Source organism: Shewanella sp. MF05956 (assembly GCF_059758055.1).
The window spans coordinates 1-25,085 of sequence record NZ_JCAYNV010000015.1 but is presented as its reverse complement, the minus strand read 5'-3'; the positions used below and the strand labels follow the sequence as shown (position 1 = coordinate 25,085).

17 protein-coding genes and 1 tRNA gene are annotated in these 25,085 nt (G+C 42.2%); 9 read left to right on the top strand and 9 right to left on the bottom strand.

Going from position 1 to position 25,085, the window contains the following annotated elements:
- Positions 1–61 precede the first annotated feature (61 nt).
- On the top strand, positions 62–1,513 hold the full coding sequence (locus AC19MX_RS16135) for a hypothetical protein (protein WP_432402450.1): 1,452 nt from the start codon (positions 62–64) through the stop codon (positions 1,511–1,513).
- 75 nt (positions 1,514–1,588) lie between these two features.
- Here AC19MX_RS16135 and AC19MX_RS16130 read toward each other — a convergent pair whose 3' ends face one another.
- From AC19MX_RS16130 to AC19MX_RS16105, 6 genes are all read right to left on the bottom strand, one after another.
- A complete protein-coding gene (locus tag AC19MX_RS16130) occupies positions 1,589–3,838 on the bottom strand; it encodes a PAS domain-containing protein (RefSeq protein WP_498299186.1) in 2,250 nt (749 codons plus the stop codon).
- A gap of 92 nt (positions 3,839–3,930) precedes the next feature.
- A complete protein-coding gene (locus tag AC19MX_RS16125) occupies positions 3,931–4,539 on the bottom strand; it encodes a TatD family nuclease-associated radical SAM protein (RefSeq protein WP_498299185.1) in 609 nt (202 codons plus the stop codon).
- A gap of 217 nt (positions 4,540–4,756) precedes the next feature.
- Positions 4,757–7,909: an efflux RND transporter permease subunit gene (locus tag AC19MX_RS16120; protein ID WP_498299184.1), complete on the bottom strand. Its 3,153-nt coding sequence runs from the start codon at positions 7,907–7,909 to the stop codon at positions 4,757–4,759.
- Between the two features lie 2 nt (positions 7,910–7,911).
- On the bottom strand, positions 7,912–9,099 hold the full coding sequence (locus tag AC19MX_RS16115) for an efflux RND transporter periplasmic adaptor subunit (RefSeq protein ID WP_498299183.1): 1,188 nt from the start codon (positions 9,097–9,099) through the stop codon (positions 7,912–7,914).
- 426 nt (positions 9,100–9,525) lie between these two features.
- A complete protein-coding gene (gene srmB / locus AC19MX_RS16110; RefSeq protein ID WP_432402440.1) occupies positions 9,526–10,746 on the bottom strand; it encodes an ATP-dependent RNA helicase SrmB in 1,221 nt (406 codons plus the stop codon).
- 53 nt (positions 10,747–10,799) lie between these two features.
- On the bottom strand, positions 10,800–11,549 hold the full coding sequence (locus AC19MX_RS16105; RefSeq protein WP_498299182.1) for a tRNA1(Val) (adenine(37)-N6)-methyltransferase: 750 nt from the start codon (positions 11,547–11,549) through the stop codon (positions 10,800–10,802).
- Positions 11,550–12,045: 496 nt separating this feature from the next.
- On the opposite strand from AC19MX_RS16105, the gene brnQ reads away from it, so the two are divergent.
- From brnQ to recJ, 4 genes are all read left to right on the top strand, one after another.
- Positions 12,046–13,356, top strand: coding sequence for a branched-chain amino acid transport system II carrier protein (gene brnQ, locus AC19MX_RS16100; protein WP_498299250.1), 1,311 nt, complete (start codon positions 12,046–12,048; stop codon positions 13,354–13,356).
- 117 nt (positions 13,357–13,473) lie between these two features.
- On the top strand, positions 13,474–14,379 hold the full coding sequence (gene xerD, locus AC19MX_RS16095; protein WP_498299181.1) for a site-specific tyrosine recombinase XerD: 906 nt from the start codon (positions 13,474–13,476) through the stop codon (positions 14,377–14,379).
- 132 nt (positions 14,380–14,511) lie between these two features.
- Positions 14,512–15,240 (top strand): bifunctional protein-disulfide isomerase/oxidoreductase DsbC, encoded by a 729-nt coding sequence (dsbC, locus tag AC19MX_RS16090; protein ID WP_498299180.1) that lies wholly within the window; start codon positions 14,512–14,514, stop codon positions 15,238–15,240.
- Between the two features lie 173 nt (positions 15,241–15,413).
- A complete protein-coding gene (gene recJ / locus AC19MX_RS16085) occupies positions 15,414–17,138 on the top strand; it encodes a single-stranded-DNA-specific exonuclease RecJ (RefSeq protein ID WP_432402432.1) in 1,725 nt (574 codons plus the stop codon).
- Between the two features lie 103 nt (positions 17,139–17,241).
- Here the strand turns inward: recJ and AC19MX_RS16080 are convergent.
- Both AC19MX_RS16080 and AC19MX_RS16075 read right to left on the bottom strand, forming a co-directional pair.
- Positions 17,242–17,317 (bottom strand) — tRNA-Phe (locus tag AC19MX_RS16080).
- 304 nt (positions 17,318–17,621) lie between these two features.
- The gene (locus AC19MX_RS16075; RefSeq protein ID WP_432402430.1) at positions 17,622–18,383 is read right to left on the bottom strand and encodes an outer membrane protein assembly factor BamD; all 762 of its coding nucleotides are present in this window, start codon (positions 18,381–18,383) and stop codon (positions 17,622–17,624) included.
- A 123-nt stretch (positions 18,384–18,506) separates the two neighbouring features.
- On the opposite strand from AC19MX_RS16075, the gene rluD reads away from it, so the two are divergent.
- The 3 genes from rluD (at position 18,507) to clpB (ending at position 22,959) form a co-directional block, all read left to right on the top strand.
- Complete coding sequence (gene rluD, locus AC19MX_RS16070) at positions 18,507–19,481, top strand: 23S rRNA pseudouridine(1911/1915/1917) synthase RluD (protein ID WP_432402428.1); 975 nt, start codon at positions 18,507–18,509, stop codon at positions 19,479–19,481.
- Positions 19,481–20,233 (top strand): peptidoglycan editing factor PgeF, encoded by a 753-nt coding sequence (pgeF, locus tag AC19MX_RS16065; protein WP_498299179.1) that lies wholly within the window; start codon positions 19,481–19,483, stop codon positions 20,231–20,233. Before rluD ends, pgeF begins: the two co-directional genes overlap by 1 nt.
- 152 nt (positions 20,234–20,385) lie before the next feature.
- On the top strand, positions 20,386–22,959 hold the full coding sequence (clpB, locus tag AC19MX_RS16060) for an ATP-dependent chaperone ClpB (protein ID WP_498299178.1): 2,574 nt from the start codon (positions 20,386–20,388) through the stop codon (positions 22,957–22,959).
- An 83-nt stretch (positions 22,960–23,042) separates the two neighbouring features.
- Here the strand turns inward: clpB and AC19MX_RS16055 are convergent, their stop codons facing one another.
- A complete protein-coding gene (locus AC19MX_RS16055) occupies positions 23,043–23,483 on the bottom strand; it encodes a DUF4124 domain-containing protein (RefSeq protein ID WP_498299177.1) in 441 nt (146 codons plus the stop codon).
- 97 nt (positions 23,484–23,580) lie between these two features.
- Between AC19MX_RS16055 and pssA the strand changes: the two genes are divergently transcribed.
- Complete coding sequence (gene pssA, locus AC19MX_RS16050; RefSeq protein ID WP_498299176.1) at positions 23,581–24,429, top strand: CDP-diacylglycerol--serine O-phosphatidyltransferase; 849 nt, start codon at positions 23,581–23,583, stop codon at positions 24,427–24,429.
- Positions 24,430–25,085 lie beyond the last annotated feature (656 nt).

Sequence of the window (25,085 nt, the reverse complement as noted above, 5' to 3'; positions counted from 1 at the left end):
TACCTATTAGGTTACTATCCATAACATAGGGAATAATTTAAACGGTAAGTAATCAAAAACTGTGGCAAAAGTTAAAGTAAAACAAGAAGAAGCATTATCAATCAAATTTAGTCATCAAATGGCACCAGGGGATCAGCGTACCTTTGATTTGTACTTTTATTTGCCTAATGAGATGGGTATTGGCTCACACACACTAGACGAAGAGGAATACTATCACAGTGGTATTCTTGGGCGTCGCTCTTATTATTCTAAAGGCTTACACCTGCCGTTGGTTCAATCGCGTTTTATCAGTTTAAATAAGCGCACCTTAGAGGAATTTCGTTTATACCTTAATCTATTTGCTTATCAATTTGCGGTCGCCATTGAAACCGACGGCAAAGAACTGCGGCAAAAAAGTGATGCCAGTGAATTTTATATGGCACTCGATGAGCTGTGCGATGTCGTGATCCAGCTCCTTAAAAAGTTTCGTCGAAATGAACCTAGCGATCCAAAATGGAAATCGTATTTTGAACATGCAGATAATTATCTTTCATGGTTTTGTGAGCAACAATTACTTAAAACGTTAGCGTATTCGCCGCGCAGCTCAGATTTTAGCGACGTGAAAGAGAAAGTATTGAATTTATGTCGCAGTGAAAATCATTACCGTGAAATGGTGTGCAAATACAATTCGATGCAAACTCAGCTAGATGCTAATCGGATTTCGAATAAAATGCTGCTGCTGCGCCGTTTGATCCAACAAGGCGTAGTATTAAAAGAAGAGCTAAAACCTCTGGGAGTAGGGCTTAAAAAGTTTGTCACAGGTCTTGCCACCGGGTTAGTGATGTTAGTCGTTTCGGCGTTAATTATTAAAGCTCAAGGCTTTTTTAATGGCCTAACGTTAACATTATTACTTACGCTTGCGGTTATTTACGGTTTCAGGGAAATCTTTAAAGAAGACTTTCGTAATGCGATGTGGCGCTTTATACAACGAGGACGCCCGCGTTGGAGCCGTATTTTACGTGATACCACCACTCAGGCGATTGTCGCAAAACAGCTAGTCTGGCTTGAGTTTATGCGTTCGCAAGACATCCCCGACACTGTGTCTGAGATTATGAAACAACGTCATAGCCAAAACAAAGTCGACTCGACCGTGTTGCATTATCGTATTGCCACAAAGGTTGCCAATAAACCGTTTGAGGCGGGGTATTCGCAAATCCAGGAGCAAGTGAACTTCAGCTTAGTGCCATTTGCGCGTCATTTAGAGCGTGGTAAAGCTAAAATTTATAAAGAGTCCGACGGTAATATCAGTAATGAATCTGTTGAGCGTCGTTACCAGGTAAATCTGGTTGCGGTGTTACGTGATGGCAAGCAACAGCCTGAATATGCGCGCTTTAAAGTTACGATGAATCGTTCAAGTATTGTTGAAATTACCGAAAGCAAGCTGCCTGATAACGTTCAGCCCTTTACGTTGGAGTCAGAAAGCAGCTTAAATGAAGACACTCAAGTTGTGGACCATCATCAAGTAGAGCCTTAAATAAAACAACCCTGATCCAAGTACCGCTTGAATCAGGGTTGTCATTATTCTACTAAACATTCATTGAGCTAACCGTTAGTTAAGATGGTCTGTATGAGCTGGGCGGGTAAATGCTTGGCAGATATTTTGATCAACTGACTGTTTAGCACGCTTAAGTGCAATTTCAGCATTAGCCAAATATTGCTCTAGCGTTTGTGGTGATACGTAACCTGCAATTCCCATATTGATGCCTTCACAAAGGTTATTTTCAGTTAAGCATTGCATAACATTTAGCGCATATTGATAGGCACTAGTCGCATCCGTGTCGGGCAATAAAATGACTAATTTACCTAGCTGCCATTGCGATATTTGATAGTTTAATGGCAGCTCAATTAAGAGTTGTAACTCAATGTCTTTTTGGCGCTTTTCTAATTGGCTCATATTACCCATATGGCTGAAAATACCTTCAGGGTTAATCTCCATCACCATTAAGCTCGACTCCACTTTAGTTTGCTCACTGAGATTATTAAAGTGATTTTCAAGCTCATTAAGTCGTAACACAATTGCGCTGCGATGACCAAATACGTTGCTGCTGTTATTAACCTCGACAGTTGGTACCGTTTCTTCGAACGTACAAATCAGGTACTCAATATCTCCGTCATAAGCTAACTGACCCGCTAAAGTGGTTTTTAAGCATTGGCTGTAGCGACTTTTAGTAAAAGGCATGATTTGCGCTGTCCATTCGCCTTGTAAGCTGATTTGCGCACAAATATTTTGCCATTGATTGTTAAGTTCATTACCCAATAGCTCAGTGATGGCAATATTGGTTTCCCCATTTAACGACATTAAATGATCAAACTTACTGTTGCACTTTATCAGTTTGCCATTGGCATCCGTTAACGCGGTTGCGACGGCACTATCACTGAGTAATTGATATAAGTAAGCTTGACGCTGGCTGTCGTAAAGAATGGTGATGTCGTCAAATGTGACCAACCAATAATGTTCTTTACTGTGCGGGCATACTTCACTGCGTATGTGGGTTTGCAAAGTGCTGCTATTGGTATTTTGTATGCTGATTTCGCCGCGCCACTGTTGGTGATGTGCTAAAGCTTCTTTGATTTGTTTAACGCGCTCATCATCGAGGTTTAATACTCGTTGAAAGCTGCGATCGATTAGGGTTTCAATCGATAAGCCGAGTGCTTTTGATGCTTTAGGGTTGGCACTGCCTATGCGGCCGTTATCATTAATAATCAAGCAGCTTAATTCGCTGTTAAATAGGCCATGGCTAAGTTGCAAACTGTTGTGCTTAGCGCGTCGTTCAAGTACGAATAAGTGGCGTAATACGATTAAAGCCGATGCCAATAATGCGATGAGTACCCCAGCAATAAGGATCACCATTCGCCACTCAAGGTAGCGCGCTGCAATATCATCGTGGCGAATATAAGACAGTAAAAAATACTCTCTTTTGGTTTCATATTGGCTGGTCAGCTCTACCTTCAAATAAACAAAAGTCGCATTTGTACTATAGAACTGGCCAAAGTTATTCATGGCCATGTCTTTCCATAAGTCAGGGTAAGTTTGTTTTAAACTCGAGCCTAAATTATCGGGCATATTAGTGAGTGGCTCTGGTTGGTTAGCGCCTGCGTATAAAAAGCCTTGAGTGTCGAGCAACAATAATGGCGAATTATGATTAAAAAAGGCCGGCTTAATTGACTCAAGCAACTTGGTGATTGAGTTGTAGGTAACTAAGTAGCCTTTAATACTTTGATCGGGATTTTCTATCCACGACAATTGATAGAAGTAAGGCTCAAGTATGCCGTCAATTGGTGTGAACGACATTGGCGATGTATAAATATCGCTGCCGCCCATATTACGTCCCGAGCCCAGTAATGCTGCGGGGATCTGCATATTGTCGAAACTGTCAGTGGTTGAGAAGCGTAATTTACCTTCTGGAGAAAATAAGGCTAGGCCCAATAACTCTGGAATATTTTGTGTCAAAGAGTCCCAGCTTTCGGTGACTTTTTGTTGCTGAGTTTTGGAGGGGGTTTGCAGGTATTGGCGCAGTAATTCTGCTTTGGCAAATGTTTGGGTTCTAAACTGCAAAAATGCGGCTTTGTCTGATGCCAGTGACGCGACAGTTTGCAATTCGCTGTAGCGCTGATCTGCCCAGTCTTCTTGCAAGCGACGTTCGCCAAGATTAACGACCATATGGGTGGCAATAAACACTGTAATTAACAGTATAAGCAATTGACTTAACAGAGACAGAATATGTTGTTGAGACCAACGTGCTGCTTGTGATGAGATTAATAACGAGTTAGGAGAACTCACTGCTGTACGTTTAAACATTGCGCCACTTTTTTAGCATTCACTGAATGGCAATACTAGCATGAAGCTCGCGCAGGCAAAACGCCTAGATGTGGATAATTATTTATCCAGAGTTAACCCAGTTTATCTAATTCTCGTTGCTTAAATATAGCGCCATTTTGTTCAGCAATGGCGCGGCAACGTGTTATGTCAACATTCGCTAGACCGTTAATAGCACTCACTTGAACTTCTGGAATAAACTGCGGAGCTTGTTGAATAAATTCAAGCAATGCTTGATAAGACCCCGCAAGCTTTGGCTGACAATGTTGCTCATAGCTTTGTGGGGTATCGGCATTGAGTGAAATCGATAAACTGTCAACGCATTGGCTCAGTTCTGGCAAAATATTACGTCGATGAAAGTGATTACCTAACCCGTCGGTGTTTAATCTCACGCGGCCGCCTTGCGCCTTAATGGCATGAGCTACCTGCAATAAACACTCTAGGTTCAGCGTAGGCTCACCAAAACCACAAAACACATATTCATCAACTTTTTTTACATCCCCAAGCAATGGAATAATATCGTCTGCAGTGATCCGTTTACTTAATGACAAATCATATTCATGAATTTGTTTAGATCCATTGTGTTTAGGGCAGAACTGGCATCTTAAGGTACATCTGGCGGTGATATTAAGATAACGGTTGTTGCCGATATCATAAACTAAGGTGGGGGGTGTGGTGGTCATAATGGTTAACATGACAAGAATAACATCGCATTATTGTAGCTAACTCTATGCCGGTGCTTTGTTGCTTAGCTCGCACTTATGGCAATCAGTCAAAATAAAATATTGAAATAAAAAGAGCGAATGTGATGACATTCGCTCTTTTTTGTAGCCTAAGCTTGGCGTAGGCTCTATTAACTTAACTTAACTTAACTTAACTTAACTTAACTGCGGGCGGTGCTTAAGGTTGCTCATCAAGACCAAGTGGTTCAGTAGGTGCTTTAGGTTGCCACCACCAATTAAAAAAGCGTCGCCATGTGCGTTTTATGTCATCAAGAATGATGTACAAAATTGGCACTAATATTAACGTCACTAATGTCGAGAATAAAATACCAAACGCCAGTGAGGTTGCCATTGGGATAACAATTTTAGCCTGTAAGCTCTTTTCCATAATAATCGGTACTAAGCCAACAAACGTGGTCAGCGAGGTTAAAATAATCGCCCTAAAGCGATAACAACCTGAGTCGATAGCCGATTGCAATAACGACTTACCTTCTTCTCGTGCGCGGTTAACAAAATCGACTAAAATTAACGAGTCGTTTACCACGACCCCTGCCAGTGCCACGATGCCACACAAGCTCAATACACTCATGGATAATCCAAGCATATAGTGGCCAAATAAAGCACCAATCATACCAAACGGAATTACCGACATAATGATTAATGGTTGGGTATACGACTTAAGCGGAATGGCCATTAGGGCATAAATGGTAAACATGGCAAAGAAAAAGCCTTGTGCTAAGCCCAACATGGCATTTTGCTCATCCAGGCTGCCGCCATCTAATGCCGAAGCCACTTTAGGAAAGCGAGCGGTGAGTTCAGGTAAAAAATCTTCCTGAATTTCAGCGACCACTTTTGAAGGTTCAACGTTGTTTTTATTTACATTAGCCGTAATGGTGATAGCGCGGCGACCATCTACACGTGTAATTGACGCGTATGATTCTCCTAACTCAATCTCGGCTACGGTTGAAAACGGTACCGCAGCACCTGACGGGGTGCGTATCAACATGTTTTCAAGATCGCCCACGGTACGACGTTGCTCTAATGGGTAGCGCACCATGACTTTCACTTCTTCTTTATTACGCAAAATACGTTGAGCTTCATAGCCATAAAAACCGTAACGTACCTGACGTGCTAAGTCTGACAGCGTCAGCCCTTGAGCTTCAGCTTCTGGGCGGATGTTTAAGCGTATTTCATGCGAGCCTGAAGAGAAGTTATCGGTAATGTCGTACACGCCTTCATAGGTGGCGAGTTTGGCTTTTAGCACTTTGGCTGCTTCTGATAACTGGTCTAAATCACTTGATGTTAATCGGAATGATAAATCACCGCCAGCATCGTTGGTGCTGGCGTTGATGTTCAACTTTTTAACCGACAGTAACTCAGGTAGCTGTTTACGCCATTCTTCTGCTATGGCAACGCCATCAACGTCGCGATCTTCAGCTTTTGTGAGCTCTATAAACACAAAGGCACTGCTGCGCGAGCTAAGCTCGATATAGCTGTGTTTCACCATGGCGTAGCCGTATTCATCTTCAAGTTTTGCGTTCATTTTGTATAACGCATCTTCAACTTGTTGCAGCACTTTTAGGGTGTTTTGCTCTGAGCTGCCTTCTTCCATTTCAAGCTGTACTTGAATGAAGTCCGATGGAATATCTGGGAAAAATACCCAACGAACCTTACCGCTTTGTACAAGGGCTATCGATATAATAAGTACGCCAATAAACACGGCAACCACACTATAACGGCGGCCAATGCAGCGCTCTAAAAAGTGGCGATAAGTGTGATGAATAAAATGTTGTAGCCATTCGTTGATGGCAAATTTAACGCGTGAGAACACATTTTTGGGGGCTTTGCGTTTATTAATTTTCATATTGGCTAAATGCGCCGGTAAAATCAGTTTTGATTCAACTAATGAAAAAGCTAGACACAAAATCACCACCATACCGATGGATTTCCAAATGATGCCCATGGGGCCTGACACCATGATCATTGGGATAAAAGCTGCAATGGTGGTCAATACCCCAAACGTGGCTGGCATGGCTACTTTTTGCACCCCTTTTACGACATTATCCAATGAGTGGCCGTTTTCCTCTAACTCGGTGTAGGCACTTTCGCCGATGACAATGGCATCGTCGACAACTATCCCCAATACCAGAATAAAGGCAAACAATGTCAGCATATTAATCGACATATTAAATGGTTCAAGTGGCATTAATAACAGGGTGCCTAAAAAGCACACTGGCAATCCCATCATGACCCAAAAGGCCAGTTTGAGATCTAAGAATAACGCCAAAATAATAAACACCAACAAGGCGCCATAAAACATGTTCGACAGCATCATGTTTAAACGGCCTTGCAAGTAGTGGGTTAAATCTCCCCAGGTATCAAGCTCAATATTGCTGGGTAAAGTTTTTTTACGTTCTGCCACATACGCTTTGACTTGTGACGAAATATCTAATGCATTTTGATCGTCAATACTGGTGATTTCAATCACCGCGGCAGGTTTGCCGTTAAAGCGGGTGTATTCTAAACGCTCTTCGAAGTCGTCATTTATCGTCGCAACTTGTGGCAGCATAATACGGCTACCGTCTGCGCGTGTTTCTACTACTATTTGGGCAAAGTCATCTGCGGTATAGGCCTGACCTTTAGTGCGCAACAAAATATCGCCATCTTGAGCGCGAATAGAACCACCGGGTAAATCAATAGACGAGTTTTGAACCGCTAAAGCCACTTGCGTAAAAGTGATGCCGTACTCGCGCAGTTTGTCTTCTGACAGTTCAATGCCGATTTCGTAGTCACGTACACCCGTCACTTTAGCGCGGGTTACAGCGGGTAAATCCGTAATGTCATCACGGATTGCTTTGGCCATTTCTTTCATGTCATGCAGCGTCATGTCGCCATAGACCGACACCCAGATAACATTGTTTTCAGGCTTTATTTGGTAAATATTGGGTTTTTCAATGTTGTCGGGGAAGGTGGCAATTGCATCGACCCGAAGTTTCGCTTCATCAAGCACTTGTTGCACATCGTAACCATCCTCCACTTCAATGGTCACCGAACCAACACTGTCACTGGCGACGGATGTGACCTTTTTAATGCCACTAATGTCTTGAATCGCTTCTTCGATTTTTATGTTAATCCCTTCTTCAATTTCTTGTGGCGCAGCACCAGGGTAGGCCACATTGATATTGATGAGATTAAGCTCAAACGTTGGAAACACTTCTTTGTTAATAATCACAGCACTGAATAAACCGCCTATGAGTAACGCGGCCATCAATAAATTAGCCGCCACACTATTGCGGGCAAACCAGGCAATAATTCCTTTATTGGTATCCATGATTATTCACCTGCCGTTGTAGCAGTTTCAGCTACGGGCTTTGCTGATTCTTCACCAAGCACTTTTACGCTTTGGCCAGCATTAAGGCTGTTAATGCTGGTGGTAGATACTCGCTCTCCGGCGGTAAAGCTGCCTTTAATGTACAGGCTATCAACATCTGAGCGGATAATATTCACTTGGCGCATATCGATAATATTGTCTTTGTTCACCACAGCGGCTTGGCCATTACGAATCACATGGCGTGGTAGCTTGACTACATCATCAACCGATTTTCCGGTGATGATGGCATTCACAAAGCTGCCGTATTTAAGCGGTAATTGACCGGGTGTTTTGTTGTTACGTAGATAAGGGTCATGAATTTCGGCAACGAGGTATACCATACGGGTTTGCTCATCAATGACGTTTTCGCTGCGAACAATATTGCCTTCCCAGGTCACTTGTTTACCTGCCAGTAACGCAGTGAGAGTGACGGCGGTTTCTGGATTGTCGACAGATTCCAAATAAGCGAGGTCTTCGTTTGTGAGTGGCAATCTAATTTCAGCAATGCTGGTGTCGTATAGTTCACCTAGATTAGTGCCTAAGGTGACGTATTGGCCTAAGTCGACATTGCGTGCTTTGATGATGCCGTCAAACGGTGCGCGGATTACGGTACGTTCTAAGTTACGTTGGGCGCGTGCTAATGCCGCTTGCGCATATTTGACGTTTGCTTGTTCTTTTTTCAACTGCGGAATACGCAATCCAAGCTCGGGTGGTAGCCCATTGCCAAAATCTTTAAATTCGACTTTAGCGACTTCACCACGTGCTTTTTCCTCGTTTAGCGCAGCCGTTGCTTGCGCGACAGACGCTTCTGCTTGAATGAGGTCAGCTTCATAATCAGATGGCTCTATAATGGCCAGTTGCTCGCCTTTTTTGACAACACCGCCAGCAACAAAATTAGCTGAAACACTCAGCAGACGACCTTGAACTTCGGTGACCAATTGAGTTTTATATTTAGGGTTCACCACGCCATAGGAAGGTAAGTTAAGCGATAAGGTTTGAGGCGTAACGGTTTGCACGTCGATAATCGGTACTGTGATGGGAGTGTCTTTTTGTTCTGGCGCTTCTTTAGTATTAATTAATAACCAGGCTGCGGCAGCAAACACTGCGATAATAAAGAGCGGTGACAGTCTTCTTAGAATTTTTTTTATCATTTCTATTGCTTATCCATGCTGAAATAATGCCGAAGACAGTTAACTACGTTGGCTAACCTGTTCATTCAGATTCATTTTTATTACTCATTACACCTAAATTAACAGAGTCTCAGGTTTATCTAAATAGTTTGATGTAAATAAAATGTTTCAAAGTTTAGTTTTTTACCGATTTTGGCGTTTAGGTTTCCTAAAGTGACTTTTTGGAAGGGGTTACTGTTTGGTTAAGCGGCTTTATATAATGTTATATATTAATAATCATGGGGTTATGATTACTTCTTTGGTTGGGTATTTTTTGTGCACAACTTGACACTTCTTGACTTTTTTTTGCCGTATTGCGTCTAGTTAACTGTGGTATATCTTGCTTAGGGTATAAAAAAAGCGAATTACTTAATAATTCGCTTTTTTCGGTGAGTTAAGTGTGAAAAATTACTTTTTCTTAAACTTCTTAGACTTCACTTTTGCATCTTTAGCGTTGGCTTTTTTCTTACCAGGCACTTTAGCTTCTTTATGCTTTGGGCGAAGCTCTTCAATCACACGGCGTTTAAGTGGCAGTTCAATGTAACGCTCAATTTTAGACACAATACGCATGTCATGTGCTTCAACTAAAGAAATCGCCGTTCCTTTTGCGCCAGCACGTGCTGTACGGCCAATACGGTGTACATATGCATCAGCTGAACGCGGCATATCGTAGTTGATAACATGGGTAATGTCGTCAACATCAATGCCTCGTGCGGCAACGTCGGTTGCAAGCAACACATTCACTTCGCCTTTTGAAAACTTACCTAACGCTTGGAAACGTTTTTTCTGTTCCATGTCGCCACGCATAAAAGCACAAGGGATATTGGCTTTAAGCAATAAGCCTTCTAGGCTGGCAACCATTTCTCGAGTTTTAACGAATACAATGGTGCGGGTAACGTTTTCTTGGCGCAAAATGTGGCAAAGCAACGCAAATTTGTGTGCATTATCATCAGCAAGGTGAATCCACTGGTGCACTTTAGCTTTTTCGCTGCGTGGTGATTCAACATCGACAACGACAGGGTCGTTTAACAATTCACGCGCAAATCGATTAACACCATTACCTTCTAAGGTTGCAGAAAATAACATGTTCTGCTTACGGCCTTGGGCTTCAATCGCAATGGTTTGCACTACTGATGAGAATCCCATATCTAGCATGCGGTCTGCTTCGTCGATGATTAAAATTTCAACTTCAGTCGCATCAAACTTATCTTTGTCTAGATATTCCATCAATCGACCAGGCGTGGCGATTAATAAATCAACGTTATCTTCAAGCGCTTCTTCTTGTGGGCCGTACGGCACCCCACCAGTAATAATCACAATATTAAGATCAAGCCCCGTCGCTAAATGGCTCGCATAACGGTGAATTTGACTGGCTAATTCGCGTGTTGGTGTTAATACCAAAATACGCGCCTGGCCTTCAAAGCGGCGAGGGAAGTCGATAAGGTGTTGTAACGCTGGCAGTAAAAAACTGGCTGTTTTACCGGTACCGGTTGGCGCACGCGCTAAAATATCCCGCTGATCCATGGCCAATGGAATGGTTTGCTGTTGAATAGTGGTTGGGGTGTTATGTCCCATGGCCCTGAGTGACTCTAATAAGCTAGGGTCGAGCTGGAAATCTTCAAATTGCATGCGCTGGTCTCGCTGAAAAATAGTTGAGTATTATAACTGACCTAATCAACAGGCTAAAGCTTTAAGTAGAATGGGCGGCATAAATCTATCATCGTTTGGCTGTATCCCGATTGTTCATTACGTATCGCCATTTGTAGATATTGTGTTTTGCTGGTGTTTTCGTATGTTTGTCGCTCTGTTGTTAAGGCATGTTGTATCACCAAAATTGAACGATTTGGCGATTTGCCTTCTGCACTGATTATCTCAAGGTGCTTTGCGACAAACAAACCATGGCCATCGAGCTGCTGAATAAAACTCGCTAAACTTTGTTGCGGTAAAATAATACTGGCATTGCCTTGAGGTGCAAGCAACTGACTGATTGCTTTTTGTAACTCTGCAAAAGACAAGGTATTGGTATGTCTTGCATCGGCACGGGCGCTATTTTTGGCTTGTGTGCCTTGTTCAAAATAGGGCGGATTACAAATGATATGATCGAATAAAGGCGTGATACTTTTATCAAATTGTTGTTGGTAGTCTTGAATTGCACCATGAAATAATTGGACTTTCTGCGGCCAAGGACTTTGTTCAATATTATGTTTACAGGCGTTAGCTGCCGCGGTGTCTAACTCGACTGCAGTAATGTGAGTCTGCTCAGGGCTACGCTGGGCTGCCATTAAACTGAGTAAGCCACTGCCAGCACCAATATCAAGAATATACTGAGATTGGGTGAGTTCTGCCCACGCGCCAAGAATAACGGCGTCAGTACTGACTGCCATACCACATTGTTCATCATCGATATGGAATTGTTTAAACGTAAAAGACATAGGTAAGCTGTAATGGATTGGTTAATGAAATCGTTAACTGAGATCATAATCGCTTTGGATTATGATGTCGTCGGTTAAATGATCTACCACAATTAAGCGTTGAAATTATGTTATACAAAAATGATGTAAATATGATGGTTTGGCTATTATGTACACAAGTGTTGACATAAATTCAGCATAAAACGGTTATTTTTATTATTTCAGCGGCCAAAGCTTGTGTGGTCTAGCGATGTTTGATATTAGTTTGGCCACTTAATACCAATAAAATTGAGTAAAAAGTCTAAGTTAAGCCATTTTGACAAGGATGTGGCTTCTATAACTGGGCTTAGTGCTCGTTTTTGGTCATTGTTAAAGCAGATTTTACTATTTAAAAGTGTATTTTTAACTTTACAAATCTGAGTGGCATTCCGCTCGGGAGTAGCTAATTAACGCATAATCAATTAGGTTTGTTAAAAAACATAACAATAAAAAGAGGCGAGTAGTGCAAACAACCAAGATGAGTTTTACCGATACGCTAGGGTTAGGGTTTATGACCTTTGCGTTTTTTTTAGGCGCAGGTAACTTAATTTTTCCTCCCTTCGCAGGAATGCTAGCAGGCGAGAATATGTCGTTTGCCATGCTCGGTTTTTTGATTACCGCGGTGGGTATGCCACTGATTGGTTTGATTGCCGTAGCAAAAGCCAACGGTAAAGTGATGGCGTTATTGCCAACCTTTGCCGCCACAACATTAGCAATTGCGATTTACATCATTATTGGCCCTGCATTTGCTGCCCCGCGTACGGGTTTGGTTGCATTTGAAATTGGTGCCAGACCGTTTATCTCCAATCCTGATGCACTCATGATGTTAGGTGGTAAAGAGTTTAATATCGCCCAACTTATCTACACCTTAGTGTTCTTCTCTATCGTGATGGTCTTGTCGTTATTTCCAGGTAAGTTACTGGATAACGTGGGTAAGGTGCTGACACCTATTTTGATTTTGTTATTAGTCAGTTTAGCCAGTTCAGTGATTATTTTACCGGGATTTGAAGTTAATCAACCGGTTGGCGAATACATCAATAGCCCACTCACCAAAGGGATTATTGAAGGTTATAACACCATGGATACCCTGGCATCGTTGATGTTTGGTATGTTGATTATTGATTTGCTGCGTAAAAAAGGTGTTAACGACGCGGCGGATCAAACGAAATACCTAGTCAGAGCCGCTTTTATTGCCGCAGGTGGTTTGGCTTTTGTTTATGTATCTCTATTTTATCTTGGTGCCTCAGCGGGTGATTTTGCGATTGGTGCTGATAACGGCGGTCAAATATTAACAAACTATGTTACCCATCATTTTGGCAGTATCGGCTCGTTAATGTTGTCGATTGTGGTGACTTTGGCTTGTTTAACCACCGCGGTAGGTTTAGTAACAGCATGTTCTGAATTTTTCAATGAACTCATGCCTAGCTTGTCATATAAACTGTTAGTCGTCGTTTTAAGCGCAATTTGTGCCACTGTTGCAAACGTTGGTTTGGCGCAATTAATCAGTATCAGTATTCCGGTATTAATGACCATCTACCCGGTGGCGATTGCCCTCGTATTAGTAACATTTTTAACGGAGCGTTTTGCTCGTCCTGCGTTTTCGCATCGGGTTATTTTAAGTGTGGCGCTATTTTTTGGTATATTTGACGGCTTACAAACTGCCGGTATGGACATGAGTTTCCTAGATTTTATGCCATTGCATAAAGAAGGCATGGCGTGGTTATTACCTACAGCACTAACAGCTTTAGTGTGTTTATTTTTACCTAAAAACAATGCTGCCACTGCGTAAAATTTAGCGACAGCCATGGGCCAACGTTCACACTGTAAGTGAATAAAGGCAAACAATAAGACGACGTTATGATATTTTATCTAACGTCGTTTTTTTTACCCAGTTTGAGACTTTATTTTGGTTAAACCTGCATATCAGCCCAATCCGTTAATTAACCAATTTTTAGATGACCTTTGGTCAACCAAAGGGTTAAGTGACAATACCTTGGCTTCATACCGAACTGACTTACAACATGTTGAGCGCTTCGTGTTAGCTCAAGGCGTTGATTTATTAACTGTCGACCAAGGTTTATTGCGCGACTATTTAACGGCACGGTTTGAGCAAAATTTTGCTAAAAGCAGCACCGCAAGAATGTTAAGTAGTGTTCGTCGATTTTACGGTTATTTGTTGGTTAAGGCGTTGGTCAGTGAAGATCCTACCGCGCTTATCAAATCTCCCAAATTAGCGCGTCAGTTACCCGATTCTTTGTCAGAAGCTCAAATCGACAGTTTACTGGCTGAGCCTAGCAGTGACGACCCAATCGAATGCCGTGATAAAGCGATGTTAGAACTGCTCTATGCCACCGGTTTACGGGTAACCGAATTGGTAAGCTTAACAATGGAGCAAATTAGTTTACGCCAAGGGTTAGTTAGGGTGGTGGGAAAAGGGGGCAAAGAGCGTTTAGTGCCACTGGGAGAGTTAGCGGTAGCAGAAGTTGAGCAATATATGCGTTTTGCTCGGGGCGAATTATTACATATGAAGCAATCTGATGTTGTGTTTCCATCTCGGCGTGGGCAAATGATGACGCGGCAAACCTTTTGGCATCGTATTAAGCTTTATGCTTCTCGGGCTGGGATTTCGTGTCATTTGTCGCCACACACATTGCGCCATGCATTTGCTACTCATCTATTGAATCATGGTGCCGACTTACGTGTGGTACAGTTACTGCTCGGTCACAGTGATTTATCAACGACGCAAATTTATACTCACGTGGCTAAAGTGCGATTGCAGCAACTGCATAGTCAGCATCATCCCCGTGGTTAGCTGTCCTTGTGAGGTTTCAAATCCTTACATTTAAGATTTTGAGTATTTGTTGCGTTCATTTAATTAAATCTGTAAGTTTTGCTTACGAAGTCGGGTCTATACATTTTGAACCCGTGTAATTTAGGAATTATCATGAAGTTAACCAAAGCATTTGCCCTCGCTGTCAGTATTGTTATTGCACCTATTGTGTCTGCTGCACCCGCAACTGATGTACCAAACGAATCTGCTTTAAAGCAGAAACTGACCGACACCTTGGGTGTGAATGTTTCGCTGATCCAATCTTCTCCTGTCGATGGTCTTTATCAAGTGTTGACCGACCGTGGCGTGCTTTATGTGACTAAAGATGGCACTAAGCTATTTCACGGAAACTTGTACGACTTAGAACAGGGCATGAAAAACTTAACCGAGGCTGCATTAGCCGGTCCGCGTTTAGAAATGCTTAAACCATTTGAAAAAGACATGTTGGTCTACAAAGCCAAAGATGAAAAACATGTTATTACCGTATTTACAGACGTTGATTGCGGCTATTGCCGTAAGTTACACAACCAAATGCAAGGGTATAACGATTTAGGGATTACCGTTCGTTATTTAGCTTACCCGCGTGCGGGTGTACCCTCTGCAAACGCTGATGAAATGCAAGCGGTATGGTGTGCAAAAGATCCGCTTAAAGCGATGACAGAAGCTAAAAATGGTGGCAATGTTAAAGCAGCAAGCTGTGATATCGATATTACAAAGCAGTATCAGTTAGGCCAGTCGTTTGGTATTAATGGTACTCCTGCGTTAGTGTTAGAAAACGGAACTATGGTGCCAGGATATCAATCACCTGCTGACTTGTTACGGACCATTGAAACAAGTCTTTAATTCTGCCGTTATTAACCGCGTAAAATTAAAGGTGAGCCTAGGCTCACCTTTTTGTTATTCATTTTAATTCAATTTATGTCAGTGAGTCAGACAAGCTAAGCCGTGATTTTATTATTTAATTATCATATTAAAAACTGAGCTGATTGATTCATTGTTCGAATAAGGTTGTCTCTTTGTCACACAAAATAGTCCGTCGTCCTCAGGTTGATGATTCGCATTTACCTTCTGCATTACCCCCTTTTTTAAAGCAACTTTATGCTCGTCGTGGTGTAACAGAGGCAGACTGCGAATTAGTGTTAACGAAGTTACTTCGTCCTGAAACCATGAAAGGCTTGTCTGAGGCAGCAGTGTTAATTGCTGATGCCATCGCGGCTGAGAAGTCGATATTAATTGTCGGTGACTTTGATGCCGACGGTGCAACATCTACTAGCGTATGTATGTTGGCGTTAAGGATGATGGGCGCTAAAAAAGTCGATTATTTAATCCCTAATCGGTTTGATTATGGTTACGGCCTAAGTCCTGAGATTGTTGCTGTGGCCTATTCAAAAGCAGCAGATATGCTCATTACTGTGGATAACGGTATTTCATCCATTGAAGGTGTTGCTGCGGCTAAGTTGCTTGGCATGCAGGTGGTAGTAACCGATCATCACCTACCGGGTAAAACACTGCCTAATGCTGATGTGATAGTGAATCCTAATCAACCAGGGTGTGAGTTTGCCAGTAAGTCTATAGCTGGTGTCGGTGTGGCCTTTTACTTAATGTCGGCATTGCGGGCAGAGTTACGACAACGCAATTGGTATCAACAACATCATATTGCTGAGCCAAATTTAGGCACACTATTAGACATTGTTGCGCTGGGCACCGTTGCTGATGTGGTGTCGCTAGATGCCAATAACCGTATATTGGTTAATGCGGGTTTACAGCGGGTAAGAAGTGGCCGTTGTCGTGTGGGGATCACTGCGTTACTTGAGGTGGCCAAACGCAGTCCTGAAAAAATGGTGGCAGCTGACTTTGGCTTTGCTGTTGGCCCCCGTTTGAATGCTGCAGGGCGCTTAGATGAAATGGCCTTAGGGGTGGAAACGCTATTATGTGATGACATCATGCGAGCCAGAAGAATGGCTGCTGAGCTTGATGGCTTAAACCAAGAGCGTCGTGAACTGGAAACCGGCATGCAACAAGAGGCGCTTAAGAGTTTACAGAATGTGTCGCTTAATGAAGATGATTTACCGTGGGGCATTGCGATATTTCAAGAAGATTGGCACCAAGGTGTGATTGGTATTTTGGCATCACGGATTAAAGACCGCTACCATCGTCCTGTGATTGCATTTGCCGATGCTGGTGAAGGTGAAATTAAAGGGTCGGCTCGCTCAATTAAAGGCTTACACATGCGTGATTTACTTGAACGCATCAATAGCCAGCACCCAGGAATGATCATTAAGTTTGGTGGCCATGCTATGGCGGCAGGCTTATCGCTTAAAGCCGATGCATTTGAGCTGTTTAAGCAAGCGTATGATAATGCCGTGCGAGATATTTTAGATTATGAGCAGTTAACCGGTGAGTTATTGTCTGATGGTGAGTTGGCTGTAGAGTTGATGAGCTTAGATACGGCATTTGTATTACGTAATGCTGGCCCTTGGGGGCAATCATTTGAAGAGCCGTTATTTGATGGTGTTTTCAGAGTGGTTCAGCAACGTATTGTGGGTGAGAAGCATTTAAAATTACTGCTTGAAACGCCATGTGGCACCTTAATGCTCGATGGTATTGCGTTTAATATCGATTTAGCCATTTGGCCAGACGCAACGATCCAGCAGGCAAGAGTTGTTTATAAGCTTGATGTGAATGAGTTTCGTGGTAACCAGACAGTGCAGTTGATGGTGGATTATATCGAACCAATGTAATTGGGTTGTACTGGTATAACATTAATCGCTAAAAACAAAAAAGCCTCGCAATGCGAGGCTTTTTGTAATCTTTTATTAGTCGCGTTAGCCACCAATGTATATATGGTGCCCGAACCCGGAATCGAACCAGGGACACGAGGATTTTCAATCCTCTGCTCTACCGACTGAGCTATTCGGGCGACGGACGCAATTTAAAGGGTTTTGGCCTGTTGAGTCAACTGGTTTTTACTATTTATCTTAAAAATCGATTCGTTTGAACGTATTTTGCCCGTATCGGCGTTAATTTATCCATTGTGTGGTATGAATCACGAAAAAAATTTTCCACGATTCAAATATATTTTGTTGAAGCATTTATCGTCATTGGAATAAAAATGACTGTTTTACGAGATGTTCTGAATAGATTATGACAAAGGCAATGTCGTTACAGACATAAAAAAACGCTCCTAAGAGCGTTTTAGTATTCAATGTTAAGGTTAACTTCGATTAGTTCGTTAACATTTCATTGTTTGGGAAGTTAGTTCTCATCACCATTTTAATGTGTTGTTGTAACTTCTCTTGGCCTAATTCACCATATGCTTCAGACATAATTTCTAATGCACGTTCTGTTGCGGGTGTACCAGGGAATTTTTCCATTACGTTTTGCGCACGCACTGCAGCTGCACTCCATGCGTTCATTTTGATATAATACTCAGCGACCTGAATAGAATACTGCGCTAAACGGTTTTTCAGAAACTGCATGCGATGCTGTGCATCGGCCGCATACTTACTGTTTGGGTAAGATTTAATCAAGCGATCAAAATCTTTAAATGCATCTTGAGCATTTTTAGGGTCGCGATCGGTACGATCGATATTCATTAAATCGTGAAATAAATAATTATCTGCCTGCATATTGGTCAAACCACGCATATAATGCACGTAATCAATATTGGGATGCGTTGGATTGAGGCGTAAAAAGCGATCAATGTTAGCAATTCCTGAGGCAGCGTCGTCCATTTTGTAATACGCATAAATCAAGTCTAATTGAACTTGAGTTTTGTGCGGACCAAACGGATAACGAGAATCTAACGCTTCAAGCGAACGCACGGCTTTAGAGTAATTCCCTAATTCCATTGATGTTCTTGCTTGAGTATAGAGCTGATCAGGAGATGCTTTTTTTGCAAATTCATCTTCTTCTGGACTGCTACTACAGGCTGTTAAAGCCAGTGAAAGTAATACTAGGGCGGCACCTTGGGCAAATTTATACATACTTGAATTCAATTCTTTTTAAGTTGTTGTTAAGAATTTTTCCATTTCACGGTAAAATAGAAAACATCCGATTGTAACAGATAGCACATTCACTTTGGACCCCTAAACTGGGGTACGGTTCCTATGACACAAGAGATTAATCTAAAAAGCGAGATAACAGCAACACAAACCGGTCTGAGATTAGACCAAGCATTAGCTGGTTTGTTCCCTGACTACTCGCGCACACGCATCAAGGAATGGATCCTATCTGGTGCAATTACTGTTGACGGTATCACAGTCGACAAGCCACGGGAAAAGGTTTTCGAGTCTCAGTTGATAGAAGTTGCAGCCACACTTGAAGAAGAAGTGCGTGCTAAGGCGCAAGATATCGACTTAAATATTATTTATGAAGACGATCATATTCTTGTTGTAAATAAGCAAGCGGGTTTAGTTGTTCACCCTGGTGCGGGTAATGCCGATGGCACATTAATGAATGCGTTATTGCATCATTGCCCCGATATTGAACATGTACCAAGAGCCGGTATTGTCCATCGTTTAGACAAAGACACAACAGGTTTGATGGTTGTGGCTAAAACGGTTGAAGCACAAACTCATTTGGTTGCAGCATTGCAAGCGCGCGATATCGTACGTGAATATGAAGCCGTGGTTCTTGGCACTATGACGGCGGGTGGCACGGTTGATGAACCTATTGAACGTCATGCGACAAGACGGACACAAATGGCGGTAATTCATGGTGGTCGTCCTTCGGTGACACATTACCGTGTTGCTGAAAAATTCCGTGCTCATACTCGTTTACGTTTGCGTCTTGAAACCGGTCGTACTCACCAAATTCGTGTGCACATGGCACATATTGGTCATGTTTTAGTTGGCGACCCAGTATACGGCGGTCGTCCAAGACCCCCTAAAAATGCCAGCCCAGAGTTTTTTGATCTACTCAAAAACTTTAACCGCCAGGCGCTGCATGCAGTACGTTTAGAACTTGCTCATCCATTTACCTGTGAAATCATGACTTGGCATGCGCCGATCCCTGATGACATGGTTGAGCTAACAAAAGCATTGCGTGAAGATACTCTGTTAAATCCTATCGAGTATTTATAGTGCTTAAGCACGATTGGTCCTTACCCGATAATGTCGCAATTGCGATGACTGATCGACATGGCGGCTATAGTTTACCGCCATTCGACAGTTTAAATTTAGGGTTGCATGTTGGTGATAATCATCAACATGTTTTAGCTAATCGTGCTGCGTTATGCCAACAACTAGCGTTACCGACCGAACCATTGTGGCTTGACCAAGTGCATGGTGTTGATGTGGTGAATATGCCGCATCTAGCACGAAATGAATCGTTAATCGATTCGACAAGTCTTTCACCGATCAAAGCAGACGCAAGTTACAGTAATAAAGTAGGTGATGTTTGTGTCGTCATGACAGCAGATTGTTTGCCTGTGTTGTTATGCAATAAACAAGGTACTGAAGTTGCAGCTGTGCATGCTGGGTGGCGTGGTCTTTGCGCTGGTGTGATTGAGCAAACGGTTGCCTTATTTAGTTCCCCCCGGGCGGAATTAATCGCTTATCTTGGCCCAGCAATTGGACCAGATGCTTTTGAAGTCGGCGCTGAAGTGCGTGATGCTTTTATGCAAAAACACCTTCAAGCTTCGCGATACTTTATGCTTAACCATAATAAGTATCTTGCTGATTTGGCTGGTCTTGCAACGCTACGTTTATCGCAAATGGGTGTGTCGCAAGTATTCAATGCTAATGTGTGTACTTTTAATGACCCTAACTATTTTTCGTATCGTCGTGATCAACAAACCGGCCGTATGGCTTCGTTTATTTGGCTAAAACCTTAACAATGCGTTTAAGTTCAAAAAACAAACGATTTATTGATCTAGATTAAGTTTTAAGCTTGAAATCACATTAATTGCCCCCATCTTTAAGTTAACAGATTATTCATTTCTGAATTAATTTCCCACTCAATAAGTATCAGATCCTAGGAGGTTATATGAGACTCGATCGTATGACTAATAAGTTTCAAATTGCCATTTCTGATGCCCAGTCATTAGCTTTGGGGCGCGATCACCAATTTATCGAACCCATTCACTTAATGATGGCGCTATTAAATCAAGATTCTGGCTCAATACATCCACTGTTAACGCAAGCAGGGATCCGCGTTAGCGCGCTTCGTTCTGCCGTTACTCAAGAATTAGAACGTTTTCCTCAGGTAGATGGCACAGGCGGAGATGTTCAATTATCTCAAGGATTAATCCGCTTACTTAACTTGTGCGACAAGCTGGCGCAAAAACGTAAAGACAAATACATTTCATCAGAGCTATTTGTGTTAGCGGCATTAGAAGGTAACGATGCGCTGTCAAAAGCGCTAAAAGATTCTGGTGCGAGCAAAGAATTAATGGAAAAAACCATTGAAGACATGCGCGGCGGCCAAAAAGTGGATGATCCTAACGCAGAAGATCAACGCCAAGCGTTGAAAAAGTTTACCGTTGATTTAACCGAGCGAGCTGAGCAAGGAAAGTTAGATCCTGTGATTGGCCGTGATGAAGAGATTCGCCGCACAATTCAAGTTCTGCAACGCCGCACGAAAAATAATCCGGTGTTAATTGGTGAGCCTGGTGTTGGTAAAACCGCGATTGTTGAAGGATTAGCTCAACGTATTGTGAATGGTGAAGTCCCTGAAGGGATTAAAAACAAACGTGTTTTATCATTAGACATGGGCTCGTTAATTGCGGGAGCTAAATATCGCGGTGAGTTCGAAGAGCGCTTAAAAGCGGTATTAAATGAATTGTCTCAAGAAGAAGGTCAAGTCATCCTCTTTATTGATGAACTGCATACCATGGTCGGCGCCGGTAAAGGCGAGGGCGCAATGGATGCGGGCAATATGTTAAAACCTGCCTTAGCACGTGGCGATTTACATTGTGTCGGCGCAACCACACTGGATGAATACCGCCAATATATTGAGAAAGATGCCGCACTAGAGCGTCGTTTTCAAAAAGTGATTGTCGATGAGCCTAGCGTTGAAGACACGATTGCCATTTTACGTGGATTAAAAGAGCGTTATGAATTGCATCATCATGTGGAGATTACCGATCCTGCCATTGTTGCTGCAGCGACGATGTCACATCGTTATATTTCTGACAGAAAATTGCCCGACAAAGCAATCGACTTAATTGATGAAGCGGCTTCAAGTATTAGAATGCAGATAGATTCTAAGCCCGAAGCGCTTGACCGATTAGAACGCCGTGCGATTCAACTTAAGTTGGAAGAACAAGCACTCAGTAAAGAGTCTGATGAAGCCAGCCGCAAACGTTTAGATTTTTTACAACATGAGTTGAAAGAAGTCGAAATCAATGCTGCTGAGATGAATGAGATCTGGCATACCGAAAAAGCGGCATTAGCTGGAACTCAACATATTAAAGCCGATCTTGAGCAAGCTCGAATGGATTTGGAAGTTGCTCGACGTGCAGGTGATTTAACTCGTATGTCTGAATTGCAATACGGACGGATCCCTGAGCTTGAAAAGCAGCTTGATTTAGCATCACAAGCTGAAATGCAAGACATGACTTTACTGCGTAATAAAGTCACTGACGTTGAAATTGCTGAAGTGCTCTCAAAAGCAACCGGTATTCCGGTATCAAAAATGCTTGAAGGCGAGCGAGAAAAATTATTGCACATGGAAGACGCATTGCATGAACGTGTTATCGGCCAAAATGAAGCTGTCGATGCAGTGTCTAATGCAATTCGTCGAAGTCGTGCTGGGCTTGCAGATCCACAACGTCCAATAGGTTCATTTTTATTCCTCGGTCCAACCGGGGTCGGTAAAACCGAGTTATGTAAATCGTTAGCTAAGTTTTTGTTTGATACTGAATCTGCATTGGTGCGCATCGACATGTCTGAATTCATGGAAAAACATACCGTGTCACGCCTAGTGGGTGCACCTCCCGGATATGTTGGTTATGAAGAGGGCGGGTATTTAACAGAAGCTGTTCGTCGTAAACCTTATTCGGTTATTTTGCTTGATGAAGTTGAAAAAGCACATCCAGATGTGTTTAACATCCTGCTTCAAGTGTTAGATGACGGACGATTAACGGATGGACAGGGTCGTACGGTTGATTTTAAAAACACCGTTATCATCATGACATCTAACTTAGGCTCCGACAGAATTCAAGAAAGCTTTGGTCGAGCCACTTATGATGAAATGAAGCAGAGCGTAATGGAAGTGGTAATGCAAAACTTCCGTCCTGAGTTTTTAAACCGTGTCGATGAATCTGTGGTGTTCCATCCATTAGATGCAGACAATATTAAGCATATTGCCAGTATTCAACTTGAACTACTGCGCAAACGTTTAGTGGAAAAAGAGTTTGATATCCAATTATCCGATGCCGCACTGTCATTCATTGCTGAAGCGGGCTTTGATCCTGTTTATGGTGCGCGTCCATTAAAACGTGCATTGCAGCAGGAAGTCGAAAATCCATTAGCGCAAAAATTACTTCGCGGTCAATTGTTGCCAGGTAAGATGATTAACGTTGATGTGGTTAATGGTCAGTTAGTGTTTGAGCAATAATCACTAATATCAAATGCAACAAAAGTAAAAACAAAAAGGGAGCTTGCGCTCCCTTTTGATTTTTTAACGTTCAACATTTTAGGTTACTTACAAAACAATTTAACTCGTTCTGTGTTTTCAGCTATCGCTGCTTGTCTTTGCTCTTCGGTCAACTTTGAAGTGTCACCGGTTTCTTTGTTTTGTTGGCTTAAATCTGTGTGCGTTTTTAGTACATTTAAGCTGTGCTTAGCACTCTCACAAATATCATTGGCTTGTTGTTTATCTTTTTCATTAATGATTTTTGCAGACTTGGCTAGTTCAGACTCCTCAGGCTTTTGTTCCATTTTTCTCTGAGGTGTACTTGTCCCTATTTTTGCCGGTTCCATATCTTCAGTGAAAATTTTCTTGGCATCGACATCTTTTGGCGGTTGTTGGCTGTAATGCACTACGCCTGCTTTATCTACCCAGGTATATATAGTGACGGAGTACAAAGAACAGCTAAACGCGAGTACGGCTAAACTAGTAACTAAACGAAAAATTCCCATGTGAGTTCCCAAGGCTAAATTGACGCTATGCTTGATTGATTCAAAATATGCTATCTTGAATATAAATCCAACATCTAAAAGATATTGTTTAAAGTGTATGCAAAATTCATCAAATCAAACAGCAAAAAATAAAGGTATTTACTTATTACCTAACTTATTTACCACAGCAGGCCTGTTTTCTGGCTTCTATGCGGTGATAGCTTCCATGAATAGTCACTTTGAATTAGCAGCAATAGCAATCTTTATTGCAATGATCTGTGATGGACTCGACGGAAGAGTCGCAAGGCTCACCAATACACAAAGTGATTTCGGTGCAGAATACGACAGCATGGCAGATATGGTGTCTTTTGGTATGGCTCCTGCGATACTCGTGTATAACTGGGCTTTGCAAGATTTAGGTAAAATAGGTTGGCTCGCTGCATTTATCTATTGTGCATGTGCAGCATTAAGATTAGCTCGTTTTAACACTCAAGTGGGTGTCGCTGATAAACGCTATTTCCAAGGGCTTGCAAGTCCAGCTGCTGCAGCATTAATTGCAGGAAGTATCTGGAGCGGCAGTAAATATGAAGTCGATCCAACAGATATTAGCTATATCGCAGCTTTTATCACAGCATTGGCCGGGTTATTGATGGTGAGTAACTTTAGGTATCATTCATTCAAAGAAGTAGACTGGCGAGGTAAAGTTAATTTTATTGTGATGCTATTGCTGGTGGGTATTTTTGTCGTGATATCAGTGGAACCTGCAATTATCTTATGTTTAAGTTTTTATCTATACGCACTGTCAGGGCCATTTATTACGATTAAAACCATTAAAAAGTTAAAAGTAGAACACGTTCTTGGTGACACAGTCGCAAGCAGTAATAAAGATGAGCAGCCACGAGACAGTGCAGATGAAGGCGACATCAACAACATTGAATCAACATCGACTAAAGATAAAGCTGAATAGCCACTTACCCATAGCAGTAACGTTGTTTTATCTTGATGATGAATAGCGCTAACAAAAAGTGTTATTCATCGGCCTGTAACAAATCCTAGGGTCTCAAGCGTTTTACCATCCTCTCGCAGTATTATCGTTAATCCCGCTTAAAATAGCTTTGTACTCATCGCGATAAACAGCTTTGTACTATTGAGTGTGTATAAACATGATGCCAATTGGATCAAACCTCACTCATGGTTATACAAATAACCGCGCAATGGAGGCAGAGTTAGTTGTATTGAGCGAAGCCCGCAGTTAATCAAAGGTGCATATTAACGGCGCATCAATAATTAAACCGCAAACCTTTCATCAGCGAAACCTAGGCAATACAACAACAAGAAAAGCATATCTAGATAAGAATACTGGCTGTTATGTTGGCTTTTTAACCGGATATACACGCTTTTGTTTGATTAGTGTTCGCTTAAACCCTTTTTCAATAAAATAGCCAAAAAAGGGGTTGCACTAAATCTCATGGTGCCTATAATGCGCATCCACTGACACGGCAGACAGCGAAAGCGGTCACCGGGTTAGGTTGAATGAAGTGGTTATTAACACTGAGTTCAAGGCGAAAAGAAAGTTTGAAAAAACACTTGACGCCGAGACGGGAAAGCGTAGAATACGCAGCC

Excerpts from the sequence above, each read along its gene's own strand:
- AC19MX_RS16125 (WP_498299185.1), bottom strand. The coding sequence starts at position 4,539 with ATGACCACCACACCCCCCACCTTAGTTTATGATATCGGCAACAACCGT.
- AC19MX_RS16120 (WP_498299184.1), bottom strand. The coding sequence starts at position 7,909 with ATGGATACCAATAAAGGAATTATTGCCTGGTTTGCCCGCAATAGTGTG.
- AC19MX_RS16115 (WP_498299183.1), bottom strand. The coding sequence starts at position 9,099 with ATGATAAAAAAAATTCTAAGAAGACTGTCACCGCTCTTTATTATCGCA.
- AC19MX_RS16130 (WP_498299186.1), bottom strand. The coding sequence starts at position 3,838 with ATGTTTAAACGTACAGCAGTGAGTTCTCCTAACTCGTTATTAATCTCA.
- brnQ (WP_498299250.1), top strand. The coding sequence starts at position 12,046 with ATGAGTTTTACCGATACGCTAGGGTTAGGGTTTATGACCTTTGCGTTT.
- rluD (WP_432402428.1), top strand. The coding sequence starts at position 18,507 with ATGACACAAGAGATTAATCTAAAAAGCGAGATAACAGCAACACAAACC.
- clpB (WP_498299178.1), top strand. The coding sequence starts at position 20,386 with ATGAGACTCGATCGTATGACTAATAAGTTTCAAATTGCCATTTCTGAT.
- AC19MX_RS16105 (WP_498299182.1), bottom strand. The coding sequence starts at position 11,549 with ATGTCTTTTACGTTTAAACAATTCCATATCGATGATGAACAATGTGGT.
- dsbC (WP_498299180.1), top strand. The coding sequence starts at position 14,512 with ATGAAGTTAACCAAAGCATTTGCCCTCGCTGTCAGTATTGTTATTGCA.
- AC19MX_RS16075 (WP_432402430.1), bottom strand. The coding sequence starts at position 18,383 with ATGTATAAATTTGCCCAAGGTGCCGCCCTAGTATTACTTTCACTGGCT.
- pssA (WP_498299176.1), top strand. The coding sequence starts at position 23,581 with ATGCAAAATTCATCAAATCAAACAGCAAAAAATAAAGGTATTTACTTA.
- srmB (WP_432402440.1), bottom strand. The coding sequence starts at position 10,746 with ATGCAATTTGAAGATTTCCAGCTCGACCCTAGCTTATTAGAGTCACTC.
- AC19MX_RS16055 (WP_498299177.1), bottom strand. The coding sequence starts at position 23,483 with ATGGGAATTTTTCGTTTAGTTACTAGTTTAGCCGTACTCGCGTTTAGC.